The sequence below is a fragment of the Paraburkholderia sp. BR13444 genome (genome assembly GCF_040948755.1).
In the GTDB taxonomy this organism is placed as follows: Bacteria; Pseudomonadota; Gammaproteobacteria; order Burkholderiales; family Burkholderiaceae; genus Paraburkholderia; species Paraburkholderia youngii.
In genome coordinates this window covers 13024-31467 of record NZ_JBFPKM010000003.1, presented here as the reverse complement: position 1 = coordinate 31467, position 18444 = coordinate 13024, and the positions used below count along the sequence as shown (strand labels likewise).

The window sequence follows — 18444 nt, the reverse complement described above, 5'->3', positions numbered from 1 at the left end:
CACAAGCGTTAGCCCGTTCAGCGATCAACGTGCGTATAGACGCGCTTGCGTTAGCTGGCGAATCAGTGTGTCTGGACCGTGTGCGTAGGCCGCCGCGTAGGCGAACCTGAACGGCCCGCGCGAACCAGCACGCGGGAAAGAACCCACGCGCCGATCCATCACACGGTGAGCGCGCGGCCATCGCTGCGCGGATCGTGCGCGCCTGACACCGCGCCGTCCGCATCGATGCGTATCACACCAGGGTGACCCGCCAGCGGACTCTGCGTCGGGATCGCGCTCACCTCGTGGCCGCGCGCGGCGAGCGCCGTGAACACGTCGGCGCCTGCGTCTTCTTCGAGCTTCAACGCATCGCGCGTGTCGGAGAACGTCTTGCCGAGCAGAAAACGCGGACGGGCAAGTGCGGTGAGCGGGTCCATCCCGTAGTCGATCAGCCGCGTGAGAATGGCGGCGAGCGTTTGCGGCTGACCGTCGGCGCCTTGTGTGCCGAACAGCAGGTAGGGCCGGCCGTCTTTCAGGTACATGCCGGGGTTGAGTGTATGAAAAGGGCGCTTGCCCGGCTGCACCGCGTTGTGATGCGCGGGGTGCGTGCTGAACGACGCGCCGCGGTTGTGCCACAGAATGCCGGTATCGCCCGCGACTACGCCGCTGCCCCAATCGAAGTAGACCGTTTGCAGCACGCTGACGCTGCGGCCCTGGCTATCCGTCGCGCCGATGAACACCGTATCGCCCGGATGGAACACGTGTGGCCACTCGCGCGCTCGATGTGGGTCGATCGAACGAGCATGGGCGTCGAGCGTCGCGGGCGACAGCATCTGCTCGACGGGCACGGTGTTGAACTCGGGATCCGATACGAAGCGGTCACGGTCGACGAACGCGCACTTCACCGCTTCCACCAGCAGGTGATAGTAATCGGCACTCCCTTCGCGAATCGCGCCGATGTCGAAGCGTTCCAGCGTGCCCATGATTTGCAGCGTCGTCACGCCTTGCGTAGGCGGACGCAGGCTCACCAGTTCGCCGCCGCGATACGCGACCCGCAGCGGTGCTTCGTCGCGCGCGCGCGTTCTAGCGAGATCGCTCGAAGCGAGCGGCGAGCCGGCCTGCTGCAAACCGCGCGCGATGCGCTCCGCCAGTTCGCCTTCATAAAACTCGCGTGCGCCGAAACGGGCAATCCGCTCGATGCTCTTTGCCAACGCCGGTTGTGTGAAACGCTCGTCGACAGCGGGAATCCTGCCGTGCGGAGCGAAGGTTGCCGCAAAGCCCGGCAACGTATTCAGTTCGCCGGCACGCAGGCTTTGCCAGAAATGCTGCGACGGCGTGACGGGAAAGCCGTCGCCGGCATAGTTGAGCGCGCGGTCGAACAGCGACGACCACGACTGTGTGCCGCCCCATGCGCCTTTGCTGATCTCGTATGCGTGCTGCCATGCATCGACGGTCGCTGCGGTGGTGAGCGCGGATGCGGCGCCGCGCAATGGGATCGCGCTGTCGAACGCGGGCAGTTGCGCCGGGGCCTGGCCGATGCCCGACAGCGTGCGCAAGGTTCCCTCGCGGTCGCCGATTACCCAGAACGCGTCGCCGCCGAGTCCTGTGAAATGCGGATACGTCACGCACAGCGCGGCACCGATCGCGATAGCCGCTTCGATCGCATTGCCGCCGGCGCGCAACACGTCGCGGCCGGCCTCGCTCGCCAACACGTGGGGGCTGGTGACCATGCCGCCGGTCGGGCCGGCGAGTCGCGTGTCCCGCATCGATCGCTACTCCGTTACAGGAGACGAGCCGCGCGTGAACTCGTCGGAGTACGGATTATATGTTCACGCAGCGCATCGAAAAAAATCGATGCCGCACTGCAACGCTCTTTCGACTCGGATCCGGCCAAGAGCACTGAGGGGAAGGTCGGCGTTGAACTGAACACTCACGCGCGGTAGACGTTCTCGCAGAATCCAGCGCTCGCCCCCAGCTTCCGCGATAAATCAGCCGCCGCGTCCAGTTGCGGACGGTCCAGTTCGCCCGACGCGTGTGCCGCGCTCAGCCGCGACGCAGGGCCCGAAAGCGTGAGTGCCGCCATGAACTGGTCGCCGGCGCCAAAAACCGGTACCGCGAACGCGGCTGTGTGCACGTCGCGTGCGCCCGCCGTGAAGATCGGCAGCGTAGGCGGCTTGTCGTATATCGGCTCGCCGAGTCCCCAGAAACGGATTACCTGGCTGATAGCCGTGTCGTCGAGCGGCAGCGACGTTCCGGCGAGCCGGGTTTCGCGCAGGCCTTCCGAAGGCTCGGCCCTGAACAGGCAAAGCCGCTGACCGTTGTCATGAACGTAATACGATGCGCTTTCTTTCGTCAGCGCCGCCAGCGCGTGCAGCGCTGGCTCGACGACCGACGACAGATGGAACGACTGCTCGAACAGTTTGCCCAGATACAGCAGCCGGTGTCCGAGCGAATAGTTGCCCGCCTGCGAGCGCACCACATAACCCATACGTTCCAGCGAGTTCATCAGTCGATACACCGTCGTTTTGTGCATGCCGGACGTTTGCGCGAGCATTGCAAGCGATTGCGATTCAGCGCCCGGCTTGAAACAGTCCAACAGCGACAGCGCTTTTTCGACAGCGACCACGCCTTCGTTTCCCATCTTCCCCTCCCGTCTTCGATTTACATGGATTGTACACAGTAAAACGGCCTTTTATACCGTAAAAGGGTTAACGCCGATGTGCCGATTTCGTGCCGTTGGCTATAGTGATTTCACCACGTACACCAATGTTGTACACAGTACAACGATCTAGACCGAGGTGAAACTCATGAGCACGACATCCGCAGGTACTTCACTGATCAATCGCAACATCGAACGCGTAGCGCCGGAACTGGTCGACGCGGCTGCCCGCTTCCAGGCCGCGATCCTCGCCGACGTCGCCGGGCGTCGCGGCACGGTGCACGGCCGGGTGCAGCCGCTCGCGCGGACCATGAAAGTCGCGGGTCCCGCGGTGACGGTCGAAGTGCGCGCCGGCGACAACCTCGCGATTCACGCTGCACTCGCGATCGCGAAGCCGGGCGATGTGATCATGGTGGACGGCAAGGGCGACATCTCGTGCGCACTGCTGGGCGAGATCATGGCGACCCAGGCGAAGGCGAGCGGCATCGCCGGGATCATCATCGATGGCGCGGTGCGCGACGCGCACGAACTCGCCAACGGCGACTACCCGATCTTCTCGGCCGGCCTCAATCCGTGCGGGCCGACCAAAAGCGTCGCGGGTCGCGTGAATGCGCCGATCTCGATCGGCGGTGCGGCCGTCAACCCCGGCGACCTGGTGGTCGGCGACGCGGACGGCGTGGTCGTGATTGCACGCCACGATGTCGCACGCATCATCGATCTCGCGCAGAAGAAGCTCGACGTGGAAACCGCGCGTATCGCCGCGATTCACAAAGGCGACGTGCGTCCGGGCTGGGTCGAAAAAGAGTTGCGCGCGGCGGGCATGCTGGCCGAAGGCGAGGCGCTGTGATGCAGACCCGTTCGCAAAAACCCACTGTCCTCGTGACGGCCGCCGACCTCGCGCCGCAAGCGCTCGACATGCTGACGCAGTTCGAGGTCGTATTCGCCGGCAAGCAGCCCACGGAAGACGACATCGTGCGAATGTGCGCGGCGACCCGGCCGGTGGCGATCATCGTCCGCTACGGCAAGGTCAACGCGCGGATCATGGATGCCGCCGCGAACCTGCAGGTGATTTCGAAGCACGGCAGCGGCATCGACGTGATCGATCAGGCGGCCGCGGCCGAGCGAGGCATTGCGGTGAAAGCGGCGGTCGGCGCGAACGCCGCGGCGGTTGCCGAGCACACATGGGCGTTGATCCTCGCGTGCGCGAAGTCGGTCACGCAGCTCGACCAACGTATGCGCGAAGGCCACTGGGACAAATCCACCCACAAGTCGCTCGAACTGGACGGGCGCACGCTCGGCCTAATCGGACTGGGCGCGATCGGCCGGCGCGTTGCTGCGATCGGCGCGGCGTTCGGCATGCGCGTGCTCGCGTTCGATCCGTACGCGAAAGAAGTGCCCGCGGGAGTAGAGCTGGCGCCGCTCGACACGCTGTATGCGGCATCGGACGTGGTGTCGCTGCACTGTCCGCTGACCGCCGAGAACCGCCGGATGCTGAACCGCGACACGCTCGCCCGCTTCAAGCGCGGCGCGATTCTCGTCAACACCGCGCGTGGCGGGCTGATCGATGAAGCGGCGCTGTCGGACGCACTCCTAGGCGGTCAATTGCGCGCGGCCGGTCTCGACAGCTTCGAGGTCGAGCCGATGACGAATCCGCACCCGTTCCAGCAGATCCCGAACGCGATTCTGTCGCCGCATATCGGTGGCGTTAGCGATGCCGCCTACGTGAACATGGGCAAGGGCGCCGCCGCCAATGTGCTCGCGGTCATCGACGAACACGCGCGCAACGCAGCCTGAAGTTCGCAACGGAAGCTCCACCATGTTCTATCTCATCTCGCCCGAAGTGCGCAGCGCCGAAGTGTTCACGCGCATGCCGGAAGAATTCCGCAAACCCGAGGTCCAGACCGAATGGGCGCGCGCCAATCGCGGCGGTCTCGCCACCGATTCGTTCCTCGAGGGTCCGGTGTGGGACCCGGACGGTTATCTCTTCGTCACCGACATTCCGCACGGCCGCGTATTCCGGATTTCGGCCGCGGGCGAGTGGGAACTCGTTGTCCAGTACGAAGGCGAGCCGAACGGGATGAAGCGCTTCGACGATACACATCTGCTGATCACCGACTATCGCAACGGCCTGATGCTGCTCGACATCGTGCGCGGGGAAGTGCGTCCGTTTCTCGAGCGACGCAACAGCGAGCGATTCAGGGGCGTGAATGACCTCACGTTCGATTCGAACGGCAACCTGTACTTCACGGACCAGGGGCAATCGGGCTTGCACGATCCGACCGGCCGGGTCTACCGGCTGTCGCCCGAGGGCAAGCTCGACATGCTGCTCGGCAATTGTCCGAGCCCGAACGGGCTGGTGCTGTCGCCGGACGAGAAAGTGCTGTTCGTCGCCATGACGCGCGGCAACAGCGTGTGGCGCGTGCCGCTGCAGGCGGACGGCTCGGTCAGCAAGGTCGGGCAGTTCTTCACGTCGTACGGCCCGAGCGGCCCGGACGGACTGACCATCGATTCCGAAGGGCGCCTGTTGGTCGCGAACCCCGGGCTCGGTCGCGCGTGGGTGCTGAATCATCGCGCCGAGCCGGTCGAAATTCTGACCAGCCCAGAAGGCGCGTCGCTGACCAATCTGTGCTTCGGCGGCGCCGACATGAAGACGCTGTTCATGACCGAATCCGTATCGGGAACGGTGCTGAAAGCCACGATGACGGTTGCCGGAGCGCTGCCGAAGCGGGCGAAGCAGACCGTCTGAGGCGCGGCGGGCCACGCGCCCGTCTTACATCAATGCATCGCGTCGACAGAAGCGCGATGGAGGAGGCAAGCATGACCATTTCGCACACTTTACGTGCCACGAGCGACGACAGCGCCGCACAACCCACCGACGTACTGCCCATCCAGCGCATCGCAGCCGAAGACTATGCAGCCAGCGAGCGCACGCTCGCGAAAGCATTCCGGCGCATTCTGCCGTTCATCTTCATCTGCTATGTAATCAGCTATCTCGACCGGACCAACGTCGGCTTCGCCGCGCTGACGATGAACAAGGATCTCGGCCTGACGGCCGAGCAGTTCGGCTTCGGTGCGGGGATGTTTTTCATTGGGTACTTCCTGTTCGAGATCCCCAGCAATCTGATCATGCAAAAGGTCGGCGCGCGCGTGTGGATTGCTCGCATCATGATCACTTGGGGTCTATTTTCGATGGCGACCGCGTTCGTCGTCGGTCCGAAGAGCTTTGCAGCCGCGCGCTTTCTGCTCGGACTCGCAGAGGCGGGCTTTACGCCCGGCATCTACCTGTATTTCACGCACTGGTTTCCAGGCAAGTGGCGCGCCAAGGTGACGGCCGCGTTCCTCGTCGGCATTCCTGTCGCGAACATGGTCGGCTCGCCGATTTCAGGCGCACTGCTCGGGCTCGGCGGCCTGCACGGCTTGCGTAGCTGGCAGTGGCTTCTGCTGGTCGAAGGGGGGCCCGCGGTGATTCTCGGCATTGCATGTCTGTTCGTGCTGGCCGACCGTCCCGAGAAAGCGAAGTGGCTCAGCGACGAAGAGAAGTTGTCGCTCGCACGGCGCCTCGCGCTCGAACAGGGCGACATCGGCGCGAAGCACGGCAGCAAGCTGCGCGATGCGATGACCAACTGGCGCGTGTTCGTGCTCGCGTTCATCAATTTCTGCGGGATCGTCGGCTCGCTCGGCGTCGGTTTGTGGATGCCGCAAATCATCAAGCAATTCGGCGTCGAACATTCGGTGGTGGGCTGGCTGACCGCGATTCCGTACGCGCTCGGCGCCGTGGTGATGCTGTGGTGGGCGCGCCTCGCCAATCGCTCGCAAAACCGCATCCCGTATGTGGCGGGCGCGCTGGTCGTCGCGGCGCTCGCCCTGTGCGCCAGCACGTTCATCGATACGCCGGCGCTCAAGCTGGTCGCACTGTGCTTCACGGTCAGCGGCATTCTCGCGTTCCAGGCCACCTACTGGGCGATTCCGTCGGGCTTCCTGACGGGCCGCGCGGCCGCCGGCGGTCTCGCGCTGATCGTCTCGGTGGGCAACCTCGGCGGCTTCGTGGGCCCGTCGATGATCGGCGCGCTCAAACAGCTTTCCGGCGGCTTCACCGCGCCGCTGCTCGCGGTGTCGGGTGTGCTGCTGCTCGGCGCGTTGACCATCGCGTGGCTCGGCGATCCGGGCGCGAACGCGGGTGAAGCGCGCTCGGCTCGCAACGCTTGATTTCCCCTGGACCAAAACCAAACCATAAACATACTTCGGAGACTCAATGCGCTTCAATAAGGCCAGCCAGCACGTCAACTCGAAATCCCGCTCGATGCTCGGAACTGTCGCAGCCGCAGGCGTGAGCCTCGTCTGCGGCGCCGCGCACGCGCAAAGCAGCGTCACGCTGTACGGCATTGCCGACGTTGGCGTTGAGAACATCAACAATACGAGTACTGGCGGGGCACAGACGCGCGTGGTCTCGGGCAACCTGTCGGGTTCGCGCTGGGGGCTGAAGGGCGTCGAAGACCTCGGCGGCGGAATGAAAGCGATTTTCCAGTTGGAGAGCGGCTTCAATATCAACGACGGCACGACCGCGCAATCGACCCGCGGTCTCGGTGCGAATGCGGCCACGACTTCCAGACTGTTCGGCCGGCAGGCGTGGGTCGGACTGTCGTATCGCGGCCAGCAATTGACCTTCGGCCGGCAGAACGCGCTGCTTTACGAACAGGCGGTTGCTTTCGATCCGATGGGCGCTTCGTCGCGCTACTCGGTGCTGTCGCTCGACTACGCGATGGCCGCGCGTATCGACAACTCGGCGAAGTACACCGGCGTGTTCGGCCCGCTGACCGCGCAGGCGATGTACAGCACGCGCTACGACACCGGCTACGGCAGCGAAGTGCCGGGCGCGCAGATCACCGGGCGTTTCTTCAGCGGCGCGCTGAGCATCGCGCAAGGCCCGCTCGCAGCGAGCGTTTCTTACGAGCAGCGCAACAGCAACACCGTCGCGACGAACACCAGCACCGAGCGTCGCGCGACGGCCGCCGCGTCGTATGTGTTCGGACCGGTCAAGGGCTTCGCCGGCTATCGCTATCTGCGTGCGTCGAATGCGTTCCTGCCGGCCAATCCGATCCGCGTCGCGAACGGTTCAGAGGCGAGCGCAGCGAACCTCTACTGGGCTGGTGCGCAGTATTCGGTCACGCCCGCGTTCTTGCTGACCGCAACGGGCTATTACCAGGACGTTCATTCGACCGGCGGGGACCCGTGGCTCGCTGTGCTGTGCGCGGACTATCTGCTGTCGAAGCGCACCGACCTGTACGCGACGGCGGCCTTCGCGCGCAACAAGGACGGCTCGGCGCTCGGCGTGAACGGTTACGGCACGGTCGCGCCCGGCTACAACCAGACCGGCGTGGTGATTGGCATGCGCCAGAAGTTCTGACGGGGGACCCGATGCAGATCGTCCACGCGCCCCATTTGCCGATCCGGGCCGAGTGGCTCGCGTTGCGCGACGAGCCGGTGCTCGAACCGGCGCTTGCTATCGTCGATGCGCATCATCACTTGTGGGACCGTCAGAGCGGGCGCTATCTCGCGGATGAGTTTCGCAACGATGTGAGCAGCGGTCATCGGGTCGTGTCGACGGTCTACGTGCAGTGCCGCTCGATGTTGCGCGAGCACGGTCCGGATGCGATGAAGCCGGTTGGCGAAGTCGAGTTCGCCAACGGGATCGCCGCGATGTTCGCCAGTGGCGCATACGGACCGGCGCGCTGCTGCGAGGCGATCGTCGGCGGCGCGGATCTGACGCAGGGCGCGCAACTGGAGACCGTGCTTGAAGCGATGCTCGCGGTGTCCGGCGGCCGCCTTCGCGGCATCCGCAATCCGCTCGCGTGGCACCCGCATCCGGCGGTGAGTTCGAGCCCGGTCGTGCCGCCGCGCGATCTGATGGCGAATCCGGCGTTTCGCGACGGCGTCAGGACGCTCGGCAGCTTTGGTTTGTCGCTCGACGCGTGGGTGTATCACACGCAACTCGACGAACTGTACGACCTCGCGCGCGTGGTGCCCGACGTGACTGTCGTCATCGACCATTTCGGCGGCCCGTTGGGCGGGGCGACATACGCCAATCAGCGCCCGGCCGTGCACGCCGAGTGGAAGCACAAACTCGCGCGTCTCGCCGCTTTGCCGAACACGCGCATCAAGCTCGGCGGCGCGGGCATGAACGTGTTCGGCTTCGATTTCGCCACGCGCGAGCTGCCGCCGTCGTCGGAAGAACTCGCCGCGGCCTGGCAGCCGTACTTCGAAACCTGCGTCGAACTTTTCGGCACAGGTCGCTGCATGTTCGAAAGCAACTTCCCGGTCGATAAGGGAATGTTCAGCTACCGCGTGCTATGGAATGCATTCAAACGACTGGCGTCAGCGATGTCCGCCGATGAAAAGGCCGCGTTGTTCCACCGGACTGCGGCTTCGACCTATCGCCTCGCGATTGCTGGAGACAACAAATGAAAACGAGCAGAACTGCGGCGGCAGCCGAATTCGACACTACGAAACAGGCAAACGGATTCGGAAGCATCACCGGCGTCGAGTGGCGCTCGCTTTCTCTCGCGGGACTCGGCTGGACCTTCGAAAGCTACGACTCGTTCCTGCTTTCGCTGCTGCTGCCGACGCTCGCGCTCCAGTTCGGGCTCAGCAAGGCGCAGCTCGGACTGTTCACGAGCATTACAGCGGCGGGTCAGATCGTCGGCGGCATTCTGTTCGGCTATGTGTCGGACCGGCTGGGACGCGTGCGTACCGCGATGCTTTGCGTCGGTATTTACTCGCTGTTCTCCGGCCTCATCGCGTTCGCGCCGAACGAGCACTGGTTCGCGACCTTGCGCTTTTTCGGCGCGCTCGGCATGGGCGGCACCTGGACCGCGGGCGCCGCGCTGATCGCGGAGACCTGGCACGCGAGCCGGCGCGGCAAGGGCGGGGCGCTGATGCAGATGGGCTTGCCGATCGGCGCGATTCTCGCGATCACGATTGCGGGCATCGTCAGCGGTGCGAATAATGGGCTGGCCGGACATGGCTGGCGTCTGCTGTTTCTGATCGGCGCGTCACCTTTCTTCATCCTGTTCTGGGTCGCCCGCAAGACGCCGGAATCGCCGATCTGGCTGAAACGCAAGCGCGCCGGCGCAAACCCTGAAAAGCGCGCTGCGGCGAAGAGCGACAAGCTGAACGTGCGTGGCCTGCTGACCGCCTTCGGCTTCATCTTCTTTTTGCAATACCTGTATTGGGGTGTTTTCACGTGGACCCCGACGTTTCTCGTCACGGTGAAGCATCTCGACTTCGTGCATAGCCTGAAGTTCGTGCTGGCGCTGCAGTTCGGCGCGATCAGCGGGTTCCTGCTGTTCTCGGCGTGGGTGGACCGGCTCGGCCGGCGTCCGATGTTCCTTGCGTATCTGCTGGTCGGCGCGGCGGCGGTGGGCGTGTATATCCTGTCGGCGAACGCGTTGCTGTTGATGGTGGCGATCTTTTTGACCGGCTTCAGCGTGAACGGCATCTTCGCGGGAGCGGGGCCCTTCCTCGCGGAGATCATCGGCAATACGGCATCGCGCGGCTTCTACATGGGTCTCGCATACAACGGCGGACGGCTCGGCGGCATCCTCGCGCCGCTGGTGATCGGTGCGCTGGCGTCGACCTCGGGTGGTTTCGGGCTGGGCCTCGCGACGACTATCGTCGCGTTCATCGCCGCTGCGGTGGTGGTGTTGTTCGCACCGGAAACGCGCGGCAAGGCGCTCGCATGAGTGCGGTACCGCAAACGGGACTGGTCGGCCGGTTGTTTCCGGCGTTCGCGGAAGCTTCGCTGCGGCGCTACCTGAGCGGGCAGGTCGCGTCCGTGCTCGGCAGTTGGACCCAGAACGTCACGCTGAATCTGCTGATTTATCACCTGTCCGGCTCGGCGGCGATTCTCGCGCTGCTGAACTTTCTGCTGTACGGGCCGCAGTTGATCGTCGCGCCGGTGGCCGGCTCCCGTATCAGTTCGGCCAATGCGAAACGCGCGACCCTGTGCGTGCTGACGGCGTCGCTGCTGCTGACGGGCAGTCTCTTCACGCTATCGATGCTCGGCGTGCTCGGCGTGAAACTGATCCTCGCCCACGCGCTCGCGATCGGCGTGTCGAGCGCGGTCGAGACGCCCGCGCGCCAGGTCCTGCTGCTCACCAGCCTGCAGGATGCGACGCATACGTCCAACGCGGTCGCGATGAACACGATGGTCTACAACGTGGGGCGCATGGTCGGCCCGACGATTGCTGGATTCGTCTATCCGACGCTCGGCGCCAGAGCCTCGTTTGTGATTTACGCGCTCGCGCTGTGCTTCATGGCGGCGTGTGTGCGCTCGATCGCCACGGCATCGACGCGCCGGCCCGCGCGCGCGGAGAGCAGCCTGCGCGACGCGGTCGGCTACGTGATGTCCGACGCGTTTTCCGCGCGCTATCTGCCGATTCTCGCGTGCATCGGTTTGTTCGCCGGCAGCTATCAGACGCTCGTGCCGCTGCTCGCGGACAAGGGCTTTCACGACGCGGCGCGCTTTACCGGCGTGTTCTTCGCGTGTGCCGGAGCTGGCTCGCTGAGTGCGGCGCTGTTGTTGTCGTCGGCGTTCGGCCCGCCGGCGTCCCGGCGCTTCATTGCGTGGGCGCCGTGGGCGGCCGTCGCCGCGCTCGCGGCGCTGGCGGCGACCACGCGCGCGGCCGGATCGATCCCGGCCTTCTACGCGCTCGGCTTCAGCCTGACGTTCGCGGCCACGTCGACCAACGCGACGATCCAGCGGCAGTGTCCGGAGCACGTGCGCGGCGGCCTCGTCGGCATGTACGGGATGGCCTACAACGGCACGATGCCATTCGGCTATCTGCTCGTCGGGACTGCCTCGGAAGCGCTCGGCGTGCGGCACACGTTCGCGGCGATGGCGGTGATTCTCGCGTGCGGTGTGATCGCCGTGATCGGCTGGCAACGATTCAAGAATTCGCGCTTCGGCGCATAGTAAACGGAGACAACGATGCACACTGAACCCATGGAAAAGTCCGCGCTCGAGTGCCGGACCATCCGCAAGGTCGTCTGGCGACTGATTCCTTTTCTGATGGTCTGCTACCTGCTCGCGTTTATCGACCGGGGCAACGTCGGCATGGCGTCGCTGCAGATGAACCACGATCTCGGCATGTCGCCGCGAGTTTTCGGCTTCGGCAGCAGCCTGTTCTTCATTTCGTACTTCCTGTGCGAAGTGCCGAGCAACCTCGCGCTGCAGAAGTATGGCGCGCGGCTCTGGATCGGCCGGATCATGTTCACGTGGGGCCTCGTGTCGGCGGCGACCGCGCTGGTGCAGAACGCGACGATGTTTTACGTGCTGCGTTTTCTGCTGGGCGCCGCCGAGGCCGGCTTCTTCCCCGGCGTGCTGTTGTACCTGTCGTACTGGATTCCGGCGTCGTATCGCGCCCGCATCGTCGCCACTTTCATGGTCGCGATTCCGGCCGCGAGTTTCATCGGCTCGCCGATCTCGGCACTGCTGTTGCAGATGGACGGTGTGTGGGGTTTGCGCGGCTGGCAGTGGCTTTTCATTCTCGAAGGCATTCCGACCGTGCTGCTCGGCATTGCGTGTCTGTTCATGCTGACGAACAAGCCTGCCGACGCGAAGTGGCTCGCGGACGACGAACGCAGTTGGCTCGTGAATGCGCTCGAAACCGCGCAGAAGGCGCCGAAAAAGGTCCCGTCGCTGCCGCTCACGAAGCTGTTCCGCAATCGCTATGTGCTGTGTCTCGCGCTCGTCAATACCTGTGCGTCCGCGGCCGGCAGCACGCTGGCCGTGTGGCAGCCGCAACTGCTGAAGTCGTTCGGCTTGTCGGTGATGCAGACCGGTCTGCTGAACTCGGTGCCGTACGCGGCCGCCTCGGTGCTGATGGTCTACTGGGGCCGGCGCTCGGACCGCGTTGGCGAACGCCGCTGGCATACGGCCGTGCCGATGCTGCTGATCGGTATGGGCCTGTTCGCGACGTCGCTGAGCGGCTCGCTGCTGCCGACGATCTGCATGCTCAGCGCAGTGCTGGTCGGCGCGTATTCGTTCAAGGGACCGTTCTGGGCACTCGCCACCGGCATGTTGTCCAACAGCGCGGTGGCTGCGGGTCTCGCAACGGTCAATGCAATCGCGAACCTGCTTGGCGGCGGCTTGATGGTGAACGTGTACGGATGGGTGAAAGAGGCGACGGGCAGTTACGCGCTGGCGCTGATGCCGCTGGCGATCCTGACGATCGTGAGCGTCGCGATGCTGTTGCTGCTGACCCGCCGCGCACACGCGACCCCGGTCGCCGGCAAGACGGAGACCGTCTGACCATGGGGCGCATCGCGAGAAGAACGTTTCTCGGGGTCGTCTACCAGAAGGACAATCCTCATGATGCGCTCCTCTTTTCCCCGGGAGCGCCTTAGCAAGCTGCGCGCCCAAAAGGCAAGTGGCGCGGTAGATATTCATTCTCCGATCAACCTTGCGATGACTTCCAGAAGTTTTGCGGGGTCGACCGGTTTGCCTAGGTAGTCATCGAAACCGGCGGCTCTTGCGTGTGCCTGATCTTCCTGTCCGAGGTGCCCGGTAAGCGCCACCGCTGGGACTCTGAGACCTTCCTGCCGCAAAGACCTTACAAATTCGTATCCGCTCTCTCCGGGCATGGTCAGATCAGAAACGATTACATCGGGCAGATCCTGCCTGATTGCCCTGCGGGCTTCTTCGGCTGACCGCGCAGTTTGCACCATCGCGTCCTCCAACTGAAGCGTGAGCGCAAGCGCCTCCAGAGTGTCGACGTCGTCTTCGACGAACAGAATTGTCCTTCCTGCAATCGTTGATCCAGTGAGAATGTCACCCTGGGACGGCGGGACCTTGGCGGGAGACGCTCCAACGGCAGGCAATATCACTGTGAATATGGAACCTTTGCCCGGCCCATCGCTGTGCACCGTTATCTCACCGCCGTGCATGATCACGATGTTTCGTGCGATCGAAAGGCCCAGACCTAAACCACCGCATCTTTTCGCAACCGGGCTCTCCACCTGGACGAAGGGCTGAAATATATCGTCCAGCCGGGCCTCCGCGATTCCTGTACCCGTGTCCGCAATGCTGACGCGTACGATGTTTCCGTCGACGACAAGCGAAGGCAGGATCTTCCCGCCCCGGTTCGTATGTTTCAGGGCGTTGCCGAGCAGGTTCCCAAAGACCTGGCGAAGCCTGGCCGCGTCACCGTAGATTTCAACTTCGTCGGCGACTACATCCGCGACGAAGATACCTTTTTCGTCAGCGATGGGACGGACGTCCTGCAGGGCAGCCTGAAGACAGGCCGTAATTGAAACGGGAAGTCTCTCAACGGAAAACTTACCCGTGCTGATACGAGCCGTATCAAGCAGATCATCGACCAGCCTGGTCTGTGTCAGGATATTGCGGCGAATAACGGAAATGCCGTTGTGAACGGAGTCTGCATCATCCGCGGCTTGGTCGATGAGGTTTGCCCACGCCAGGATGGCGGTCAAAGGCGATCGAAGCTCATGCGAAACAGCCGCAACGAACGCGTCCTTCGCTTCGTTTGCGCTCTGGGCAGCGAGTCGCTGTTCACGCTCGCTTTCCATCAGCGCAGCCCGTTCCGCTTCGAGGCGCTTCTGCCCCGAAATGTCGATCGTTATCCCGTCGAACCTGACTGCGTGACCAGCGTCATCGAAGCACGTGCTTCCTTTGGCCCGGAGCCAGCGCACATGCCCTTCAGGTGAAACAGTCCGGTACTCAACGTCGTATGACGCGTGGCTTTCAATCGATGTCTGAACTGCAGCACGGACTTTCGACCGGTCTTCGGGATGGATCCGGCGATAGAACGTTTCGATATCAACCTCGGCGTCCGGCGTATCAGCGCTCAGCCAGAAGTGCGTCTTGCATCGAGCATTCCAGTAAAGCCGCCCGAGAGGCAAAGGGCAGTAGAACGTGCCGATCTCGGCGGCCTCGGCGGCCCGTCTGAGCCGATCGCGCGTTTCTTCGGCGGATTCCAGATTCGGACGCAAGCGGTAGTCGGCCATTTTGTCCTCTCGCAGATGGGTATCGGCACTTTGCGACCAGCCCAGTGCCTCGCGACCGACTCCCAAAAGGAAGCGCCACGGATTGACACGACGGCGCGGAGAAGCTTGAAGAGGCGCAACACTGCCTCGTCGAATTTCGCTTTCAGCGCCGCGCGTAATGCTGTTCGATGCCTTGCGCGAGCTGTGTGACGAGCCGCTGCATCGCCACCTGAGTCCGCCATGCGACATGTGGAGTCACGATCAGATCCGTGCGCGCGCTGGTCAACAGCGGATGATCGATCGCTGGCGGCTCCTGCTCGAGGACGTCGAGCGCGGCATTCGCGATCAGCTTGCGGTCGAGCGCCTCGATCAGCGCCCCCTCGTCGACGATGCCGCCGCGCGCGGCGTTCACGAGCGACGCGCTGCGCTTCATTCGCTCGAATTCGGCGAGACCGAACAGATGCCGCGTCTCGTCGGTAAGCGGGCAGTGCAGGCTGATCACATCCGCCTCACGCAGCACCTCGCCGAATGCAGTGTAGCCTTCGCGCACCGCCGTGGCGTGCCTGCGCTCGGCGAAGAGCACACGCATGCCGAACGCGCCGGCCAGTTCGGCGAGTCGCTTTCCACCGTGACCGGCACCGACGATGCCGAGCGTCGAACCATGCAGATCCTCGATCGGATGCAGTTCAGCGTAAAAAGTGGATGACCCGCTCCAGCCTCCAGCATAAACGTCGTTCCAGTAAGGAACCAGGTTGCGGCGCAGCGCGAGCATCAGTGCGAACGCGTGCTCCGGCACGGAGATCGTCGAATAGCCCGGACATGCGACTACTTCGATGCTCCGTTGGCGGCATGTTTTCATATCCAGATGATTGACGCCTGCGGCCGGCACGCCGATCACTTCCAGTTGCGGTAACTGCGCGAGCATCTCCCCCGTCAGCGGAACCTTGTTGGTCACGACGATCTGCGCGTCACGGCAGCGCTGTACCACCTGTTCTTGCGTAGTGGACGAATGTTCGACCCAGCGATGTGGGAACGGAAACTCGGGTAGATCGGCCGACAGCGTCGCGCGGTCCAGAAAGACTATGGTTTTCAACAAGCTACTCCAGGCTCATTAACGTTCGGACGCGCTCGTGGACACGGTGTCGAGCATGCGCTTCTTGCCCGTCTGCACGTGATTCTCGAAAGCCTGTGCAGCGGCGTCGGCCTGACCCGCACGCAGCGCCTCGAAAAGCTCGCGGTGTTCTTTCGCGGAACGCTGCATCTGCGCGAACGAATACACGCCTTTGTGAATGTAAAGCGTCAGTTCATCTGCGACAGCCTGGTTGATCGTGATCAGCCGCGGATTCTTGGTCGCTGCCATTAGTTGACGGTGGAACTCGGTATTCAGACTCTGATACAGAGGGGTGTTGCGCTCGGCCACGGCGGAGTCCATCTTGTCAACGAGAAGGCTCAGCGACTGCTCTTCGTCGGTGGTGAGACGCAGCGCGGCGAGACGTCCCGCGGTGCGTGCGAGCCCTGCTCGAATCTCGTAGAGATCCATCGCCTCTTCGAGCGACAGCCGCCGTACTTCGGCGCCACGGTTCGGGACGATTCGCACGAGCCCCGCCTGCTCGAGCGAGCGCAGGGCCTCCCGCGCTGAATTGCGGCCGACGCCGATCTGGTTTGCGAGCGCCTGCTCATTCACGCGTTCACCGGGGCGCAAGTCCCCCCGCTGAATCATGGCGCGCACCTGTTCGCGAATGTCTTCGAGCTTCGACGCAATTACCTCGGGCGCGCGCGCGTTCGCCTTGCCGTTCAGTTCACTGTCAAACGCGTTTTTCATGTCCATTGCCCTTTCTGTGCCATTCGATACATTTATTTTGCCTGCAGAAAACCCGTCGATACCCACGGAACCAGCACTATCACGATGAGGGCCACCGCCAAAGCCCCCAGATAGGGCCAAACACGGCGCATTGCGATTGACGGATCGACCTTGCCGACCGCGCATGCCGCGTAAAAGCCGAGGCCAAGCGGCGGCGCGAACAGGCCCAGTCCCATCGCGAATACCACGACCATTGCATAGTGCACGTCGGAGATGCCCATCGCACGCGCAATCGGGAACAGGAGCGGCCCGAACAGTACGATTGCCGGAATTCCTTCCAGAAAGCTGCCGAGCATCACGAACGTAATCGCGGAGATCGCCAGGAAGCCCAGTTTGCCCCCGGGCGCAGCCATCATCAACGTGGCGAGTTGCGCGGAGAAGCCTGACTGCGTGAGCGCCCATCCCATCGCCGTGGCACACCCGATGATGATCAGTATCGCGCCAGACAGCGACGCCGTTTCCACCAGAATAGGATAGAGCCGGCTCCAGTCGAAGCGGCGATACAGTAGCAAACCCACCGCACAGGTGTAAGCCACGCCGATTGTCGCCACTTCCGTCGCCGTCGCAATGCCTTCCACCACGGCCGCGCGGATCACGAAGGGCAGCGCGAGCGCAGGCAGCGAGATCAGGAATGCGCGGCCGACCTGGGCCCGCGAGGCCCGTTGCACGCCTTGCAGGATTTCCTCGCGGCTTCTGAACCAGACGACTGCCGCGAGTGCTGCCGCGCCGACCACGGCCGGCATGAAGCCGCCTGTGAACAGCGCGGCAATCGAAACGCCGGTTACCGATCCAATCGTGATCAGCACGAGGCTGGGCGGAATGGTTTCCGACATGGCCGCCGCCGAACTGAGCATTGCGACGAGGTCGCCTTCATTCGCACCGCGCTTTTTCATTTCCGGGAACAGGCCCGGCGCGAGCGCAGCCATATCGGCCACCTTCGAGCCGGAGATGCCGGAGACGAGGTACATGGCGCCGATCAGCACATAGGCGAGGCCGCCACGCTTGTGCCCGATCAGCGAAGCGAGGAAACGGATCATCGCTTCTGCAAGCCCCATCGCTTCCATGAGCGCGCCTAGCAGGATGAACAGCGGGACGGCGAGCAGGATCAGGCCGGACATCCCCTGATTCATGGTACTCACGACGATCGTCAACGGTGCGCCGGTGACGGTTGCGAGATAAGCAAACGTGCACACCCCAAAGGCGACCATGATCGGCACACCGAGACAGATGATCGTGATTACGCCGACAGCGAAAAAAAGGACCAGGCTGACTGCGGTCAGTGGCGCGAGCGCTTGCCGTGCGAAATAGAGCGCAATTGCGACCCCGGCCACCAGCGCGAACGCCTTCACGCAATCGCGCAGTGACGAGCGCTCGAGCAACCGCGTAACGGCGAGCACGAGCATCAGCACGGCCGCCACGGGAATCGCGGCCGCGGGGATGGCATTCGGCAGATCGAGCGCCGGCGTGCTGATGATCCATTCGTTCATCGCCCAGTCGGTTGCCGGCCGTACCAGCAGCAGCACGAAAGTCATCACGATGAAGTTTCCAAGCGTTTCCGCGAACGCGCGGTTTTGCGGGGACATTCTGGCGACGAACATCGTCAGCCGCAGATGTTCGCCGCGCCGCAACGCCACCACTGCGCCGAGCATCGACAGCCAGATGAACAGGATCGACGCGAGTTCGTCACCCCAGATCAATGGATCCTGCAGCACGTAGCGGCAGAAAACGTTGGTGAGCAGCAGCACCACTTCGGCCGCTAGCAGCAGCGCAGCGGGCACTTCGGTGATCCACTTGATGGCCGTTTCGAGTGCGCTGCCGACGCGCACGACCTTCGATGCCGCATGTCGTTCCTTCGGCTCGCCCATGTCGTGGGCGAACACCTGCTCGGGATGAACTCGGGAAGTCATGACTCGTTCTCCAGAAACTCTTCGGTGGTCCGCGC

The 18444-nt window shown here is 63.7% G+C and carries 15 protein-coding genes; 9 read left to right on the top strand and 6 right to left on the bottom strand.

What is annotated here, in order from left to right:
- Positions 1-158 precede the first annotated feature (158 nt).
- Positions 159-1745, bottom strand: coding sequence for a gamma-glutamyltransferase family protein (locus AB3X95_RS09070; protein ID WP_368621123.1), 1587 nt, complete (start codon positions 1743-1745; stop codon positions 159-161).
- A gap of 164 nt (positions 1746-1909) precedes the next feature.
- The gene (locus tag AB3X95_RS09065) at positions 1910-2620 is read right to left on the bottom strand and encodes an IclR family transcriptional regulator (protein WP_176122149.1); all 711 of its coding nucleotides are present in this window, start codon (positions 2618-2620) and stop codon (positions 1910-1912) included.
- Positions 2621-2786: 166 nt separating this feature from the next.
- On the opposite strand from AB3X95_RS09065, the gene AB3X95_RS09060 reads away from it, so the two are divergent.
- The 9 genes from AB3X95_RS09060 (at position 2787) to AB3X95_RS09020 (ending at position 12947) form a co-directional block, all read left to right on the top strand.
- Positions 2787-3485 carry an RraA family protein gene (locus AB3X95_RS09060; RefSeq protein ID WP_184228513.1) on the top strand — a complete coding sequence of 233 codons (699 nt, stop codon included), beginning with the start codon at positions 2787-2789 and terminating at the stop codon, positions 3483-3485.
- A complete protein-coding gene (locus AB3X95_RS09055) occupies positions 3485-4432 on the top strand; it encodes a hydroxyacid dehydrogenase (RefSeq protein ID WP_176122221.1) in 948 nt (315 codons plus the stop codon). Before AB3X95_RS09060 ends, AB3X95_RS09055 begins: the two co-directional genes overlap by 1 nt.
- 22 nt (positions 4433-4454) lie before the next feature.
- Positions 4455-5384: an SMP-30/gluconolactonase/LRE family protein gene (locus AB3X95_RS09050; RefSeq protein WP_368621122.1), complete on the top strand. Its 930-nt coding sequence runs from the start codon at positions 4455-4457 to the stop codon at positions 5382-5384.
- 71 nt (positions 5385-5455) lie between these two features.
- Positions 5456-6844 (top strand): MFS transporter, encoded by a 1389-nt coding sequence (locus AB3X95_RS09045; RefSeq protein ID WP_368621121.1) that lies wholly within the window; start codon positions 5456-5458, stop codon positions 6842-6844.
- Between the two features lie 46 nt (positions 6845-6890).
- Complete coding sequence (locus AB3X95_RS09040; RefSeq protein ID WP_368621120.1) at positions 6891-8042, top strand: porin; 1152 nt, start codon at positions 6891-6893, stop codon at positions 8040-8042.
- Positions 8043-8053: 11 nt separating this feature from the next.
- A complete protein-coding gene (locus tag AB3X95_RS09035) occupies positions 8054-9100 on the top strand; it encodes an amidohydrolase (RefSeq protein WP_368621119.1) in 1047 nt (348 codons plus the stop codon).
- A complete protein-coding gene (locus AB3X95_RS09030; RefSeq protein ID WP_368621118.1) occupies positions 9097-10377 on the top strand; it encodes an MFS transporter in 1281 nt (426 codons plus the stop codon). Before AB3X95_RS09035 ends, AB3X95_RS09030 begins: the two co-directional genes overlap by 4 nt.
- Positions 10374-11609: an MFS transporter gene (locus AB3X95_RS09025; protein ID WP_368621117.1), complete on the top strand. Its 1236-nt coding sequence runs from the start codon at positions 10374-10376 to the stop codon at positions 11607-11609. The genes AB3X95_RS09030 and AB3X95_RS09025 overlap by 4 nt, the downstream gene beginning before the upstream one ends.
- A gap of 15 nt (positions 11610-11624) precedes the next feature.
- Positions 11625-12947 (top strand): MFS transporter, encoded by a 1323-nt coding sequence (locus AB3X95_RS09020; RefSeq protein WP_176368518.1) that lies wholly within the window; start codon positions 11625-11627, stop codon positions 12945-12947.
- 134 nt (positions 12948-13081) lie between these two features.
- Here AB3X95_RS09020 and AB3X95_RS09015 read toward each other — a convergent pair whose 3' ends face one another.
- The 4 genes from AB3X95_RS09015 to AB3X95_RS09000 form a co-directional block, all read right to left on the bottom strand.
- Positions 13082-14662, bottom strand: a complete 1581-nt coding sequence (locus AB3X95_RS09015; RefSeq protein ID WP_368621116.1) for an ATP-binding protein — start codon at positions 14660-14662, stop codon at positions 13082-13084.
- Between the two features lie 142 nt (positions 14663-14804).
- Positions 14805-15734 (bottom strand): D-2-hydroxyacid dehydrogenase, encoded by a 930-nt coding sequence (locus AB3X95_RS09010; protein ID WP_368621115.1) that lies wholly within the window; start codon positions 15732-15734, stop codon positions 14805-14807.
- Between the two features lie 18 nt (positions 15735-15752).
- Complete coding sequence (locus AB3X95_RS09005; RefSeq protein ID WP_246392229.1) at positions 15753-16463, bottom strand: GntR family transcriptional regulator; 711 nt, start codon at positions 16461-16463, stop codon at positions 15753-15755.
- Positions 16464-16495: 32 nt separating this feature from the next.
- Positions 16496-18409 carry a TRAP transporter large permease subunit gene (locus AB3X95_RS09000; RefSeq protein WP_368621114.1) on the bottom strand — a complete coding sequence of 638 codons (1914 nt, stop codon included), beginning with the start codon at positions 18407-18409 and terminating at the stop codon, positions 16496-16498.
- Positions 18410-18444: the final 35 nt, after the last annotated feature.

Excerpts from the sequence above, each read along its gene's own strand:
- AB3X95_RS09070 (WP_368621123.1), bottom strand. The coding sequence starts at position 1,745 with ATGCGGGACACGCGACTCGCCGGCCCGACCGGCGGCATGGTCACCAGC.
- AB3X95_RS09065 (WP_176122149.1), bottom strand. The coding sequence starts at position 2,620 with ATGGGAAACGAAGGCGTGGTCGCTGTCGAAAAAGCGCTGTCGCTGTTG.
- AB3X95_RS09060 (WP_184228513.1), top strand. The coding sequence starts at position 2,787 with ATGAGCACGACATCCGCAGGTACTTCACTGATCAATCGCAACATCGAA.
- AB3X95_RS09055 (WP_176122221.1), top strand. The coding sequence starts at position 3,485 with ATGCAGACCCGTTCGCAAAAACCCACTGTCCTCGTGACGGCCGCCGAC.
- AB3X95_RS09050 (WP_368621122.1), top strand. The coding sequence starts at position 4,455 with ATGTTCTATCTCATCTCGCCCGAAGTGCGCAGCGCCGAAGTGTTCACG.
- AB3X95_RS09045 (WP_368621121.1), top strand. The coding sequence starts at position 5,456 with ATGACCATTTCGCACACTTTACGTGCCACGAGCGACGACAGCGCCGCA.
- AB3X95_RS09040 (WP_368621120.1), top strand. The coding sequence starts at position 6,891 with ATGCGCTTCAATAAGGCCAGCCAGCACGTCAACTCGAAATCCCGCTCG.
- AB3X95_RS09035 (WP_368621119.1), top strand. The coding sequence starts at position 8,054 with ATGCAGATCGTCCACGCGCCCCATTTGCCGATCCGGGCCGAGTGGCTC.
- AB3X95_RS09030 (WP_368621118.1), top strand. The coding sequence starts at position 9,097 with ATGAAAACGAGCAGAACTGCGGCGGCAGCCGAATTCGACACTACGAAA.
- AB3X95_RS09025 (WP_368621117.1), top strand. The coding sequence starts at position 10,374 with ATGAGTGCGGTACCGCAAACGGGACTGGTCGGCCGGTTGTTTCCGGCG.
- AB3X95_RS09020 (WP_176368518.1), top strand. The coding sequence starts at position 11,625 with ATGCACACTGAACCCATGGAAAAGTCCGCGCTCGAGTGCCGGACCATC.
- AB3X95_RS09015 (WP_368621116.1), bottom strand. The coding sequence starts at position 14,662 with ATGGCCGACTACCGCTTGCGTCCGAATCTGGAATCCGCCGAAGAAACG.
- AB3X95_RS09005 (WP_246392229.1), bottom strand. The coding sequence starts at position 16,463 with ATGAAAAACGCGTTTGACAGTGAACTGAACGGCAAGGCGAACGCGCGC.
- AB3X95_RS09000 (WP_368621114.1), bottom strand. The coding sequence starts at position 18,409 with ATGACTTCCCGAGTTCATCCCGAGCAGGTGTTCGCCCACGACATGGGC.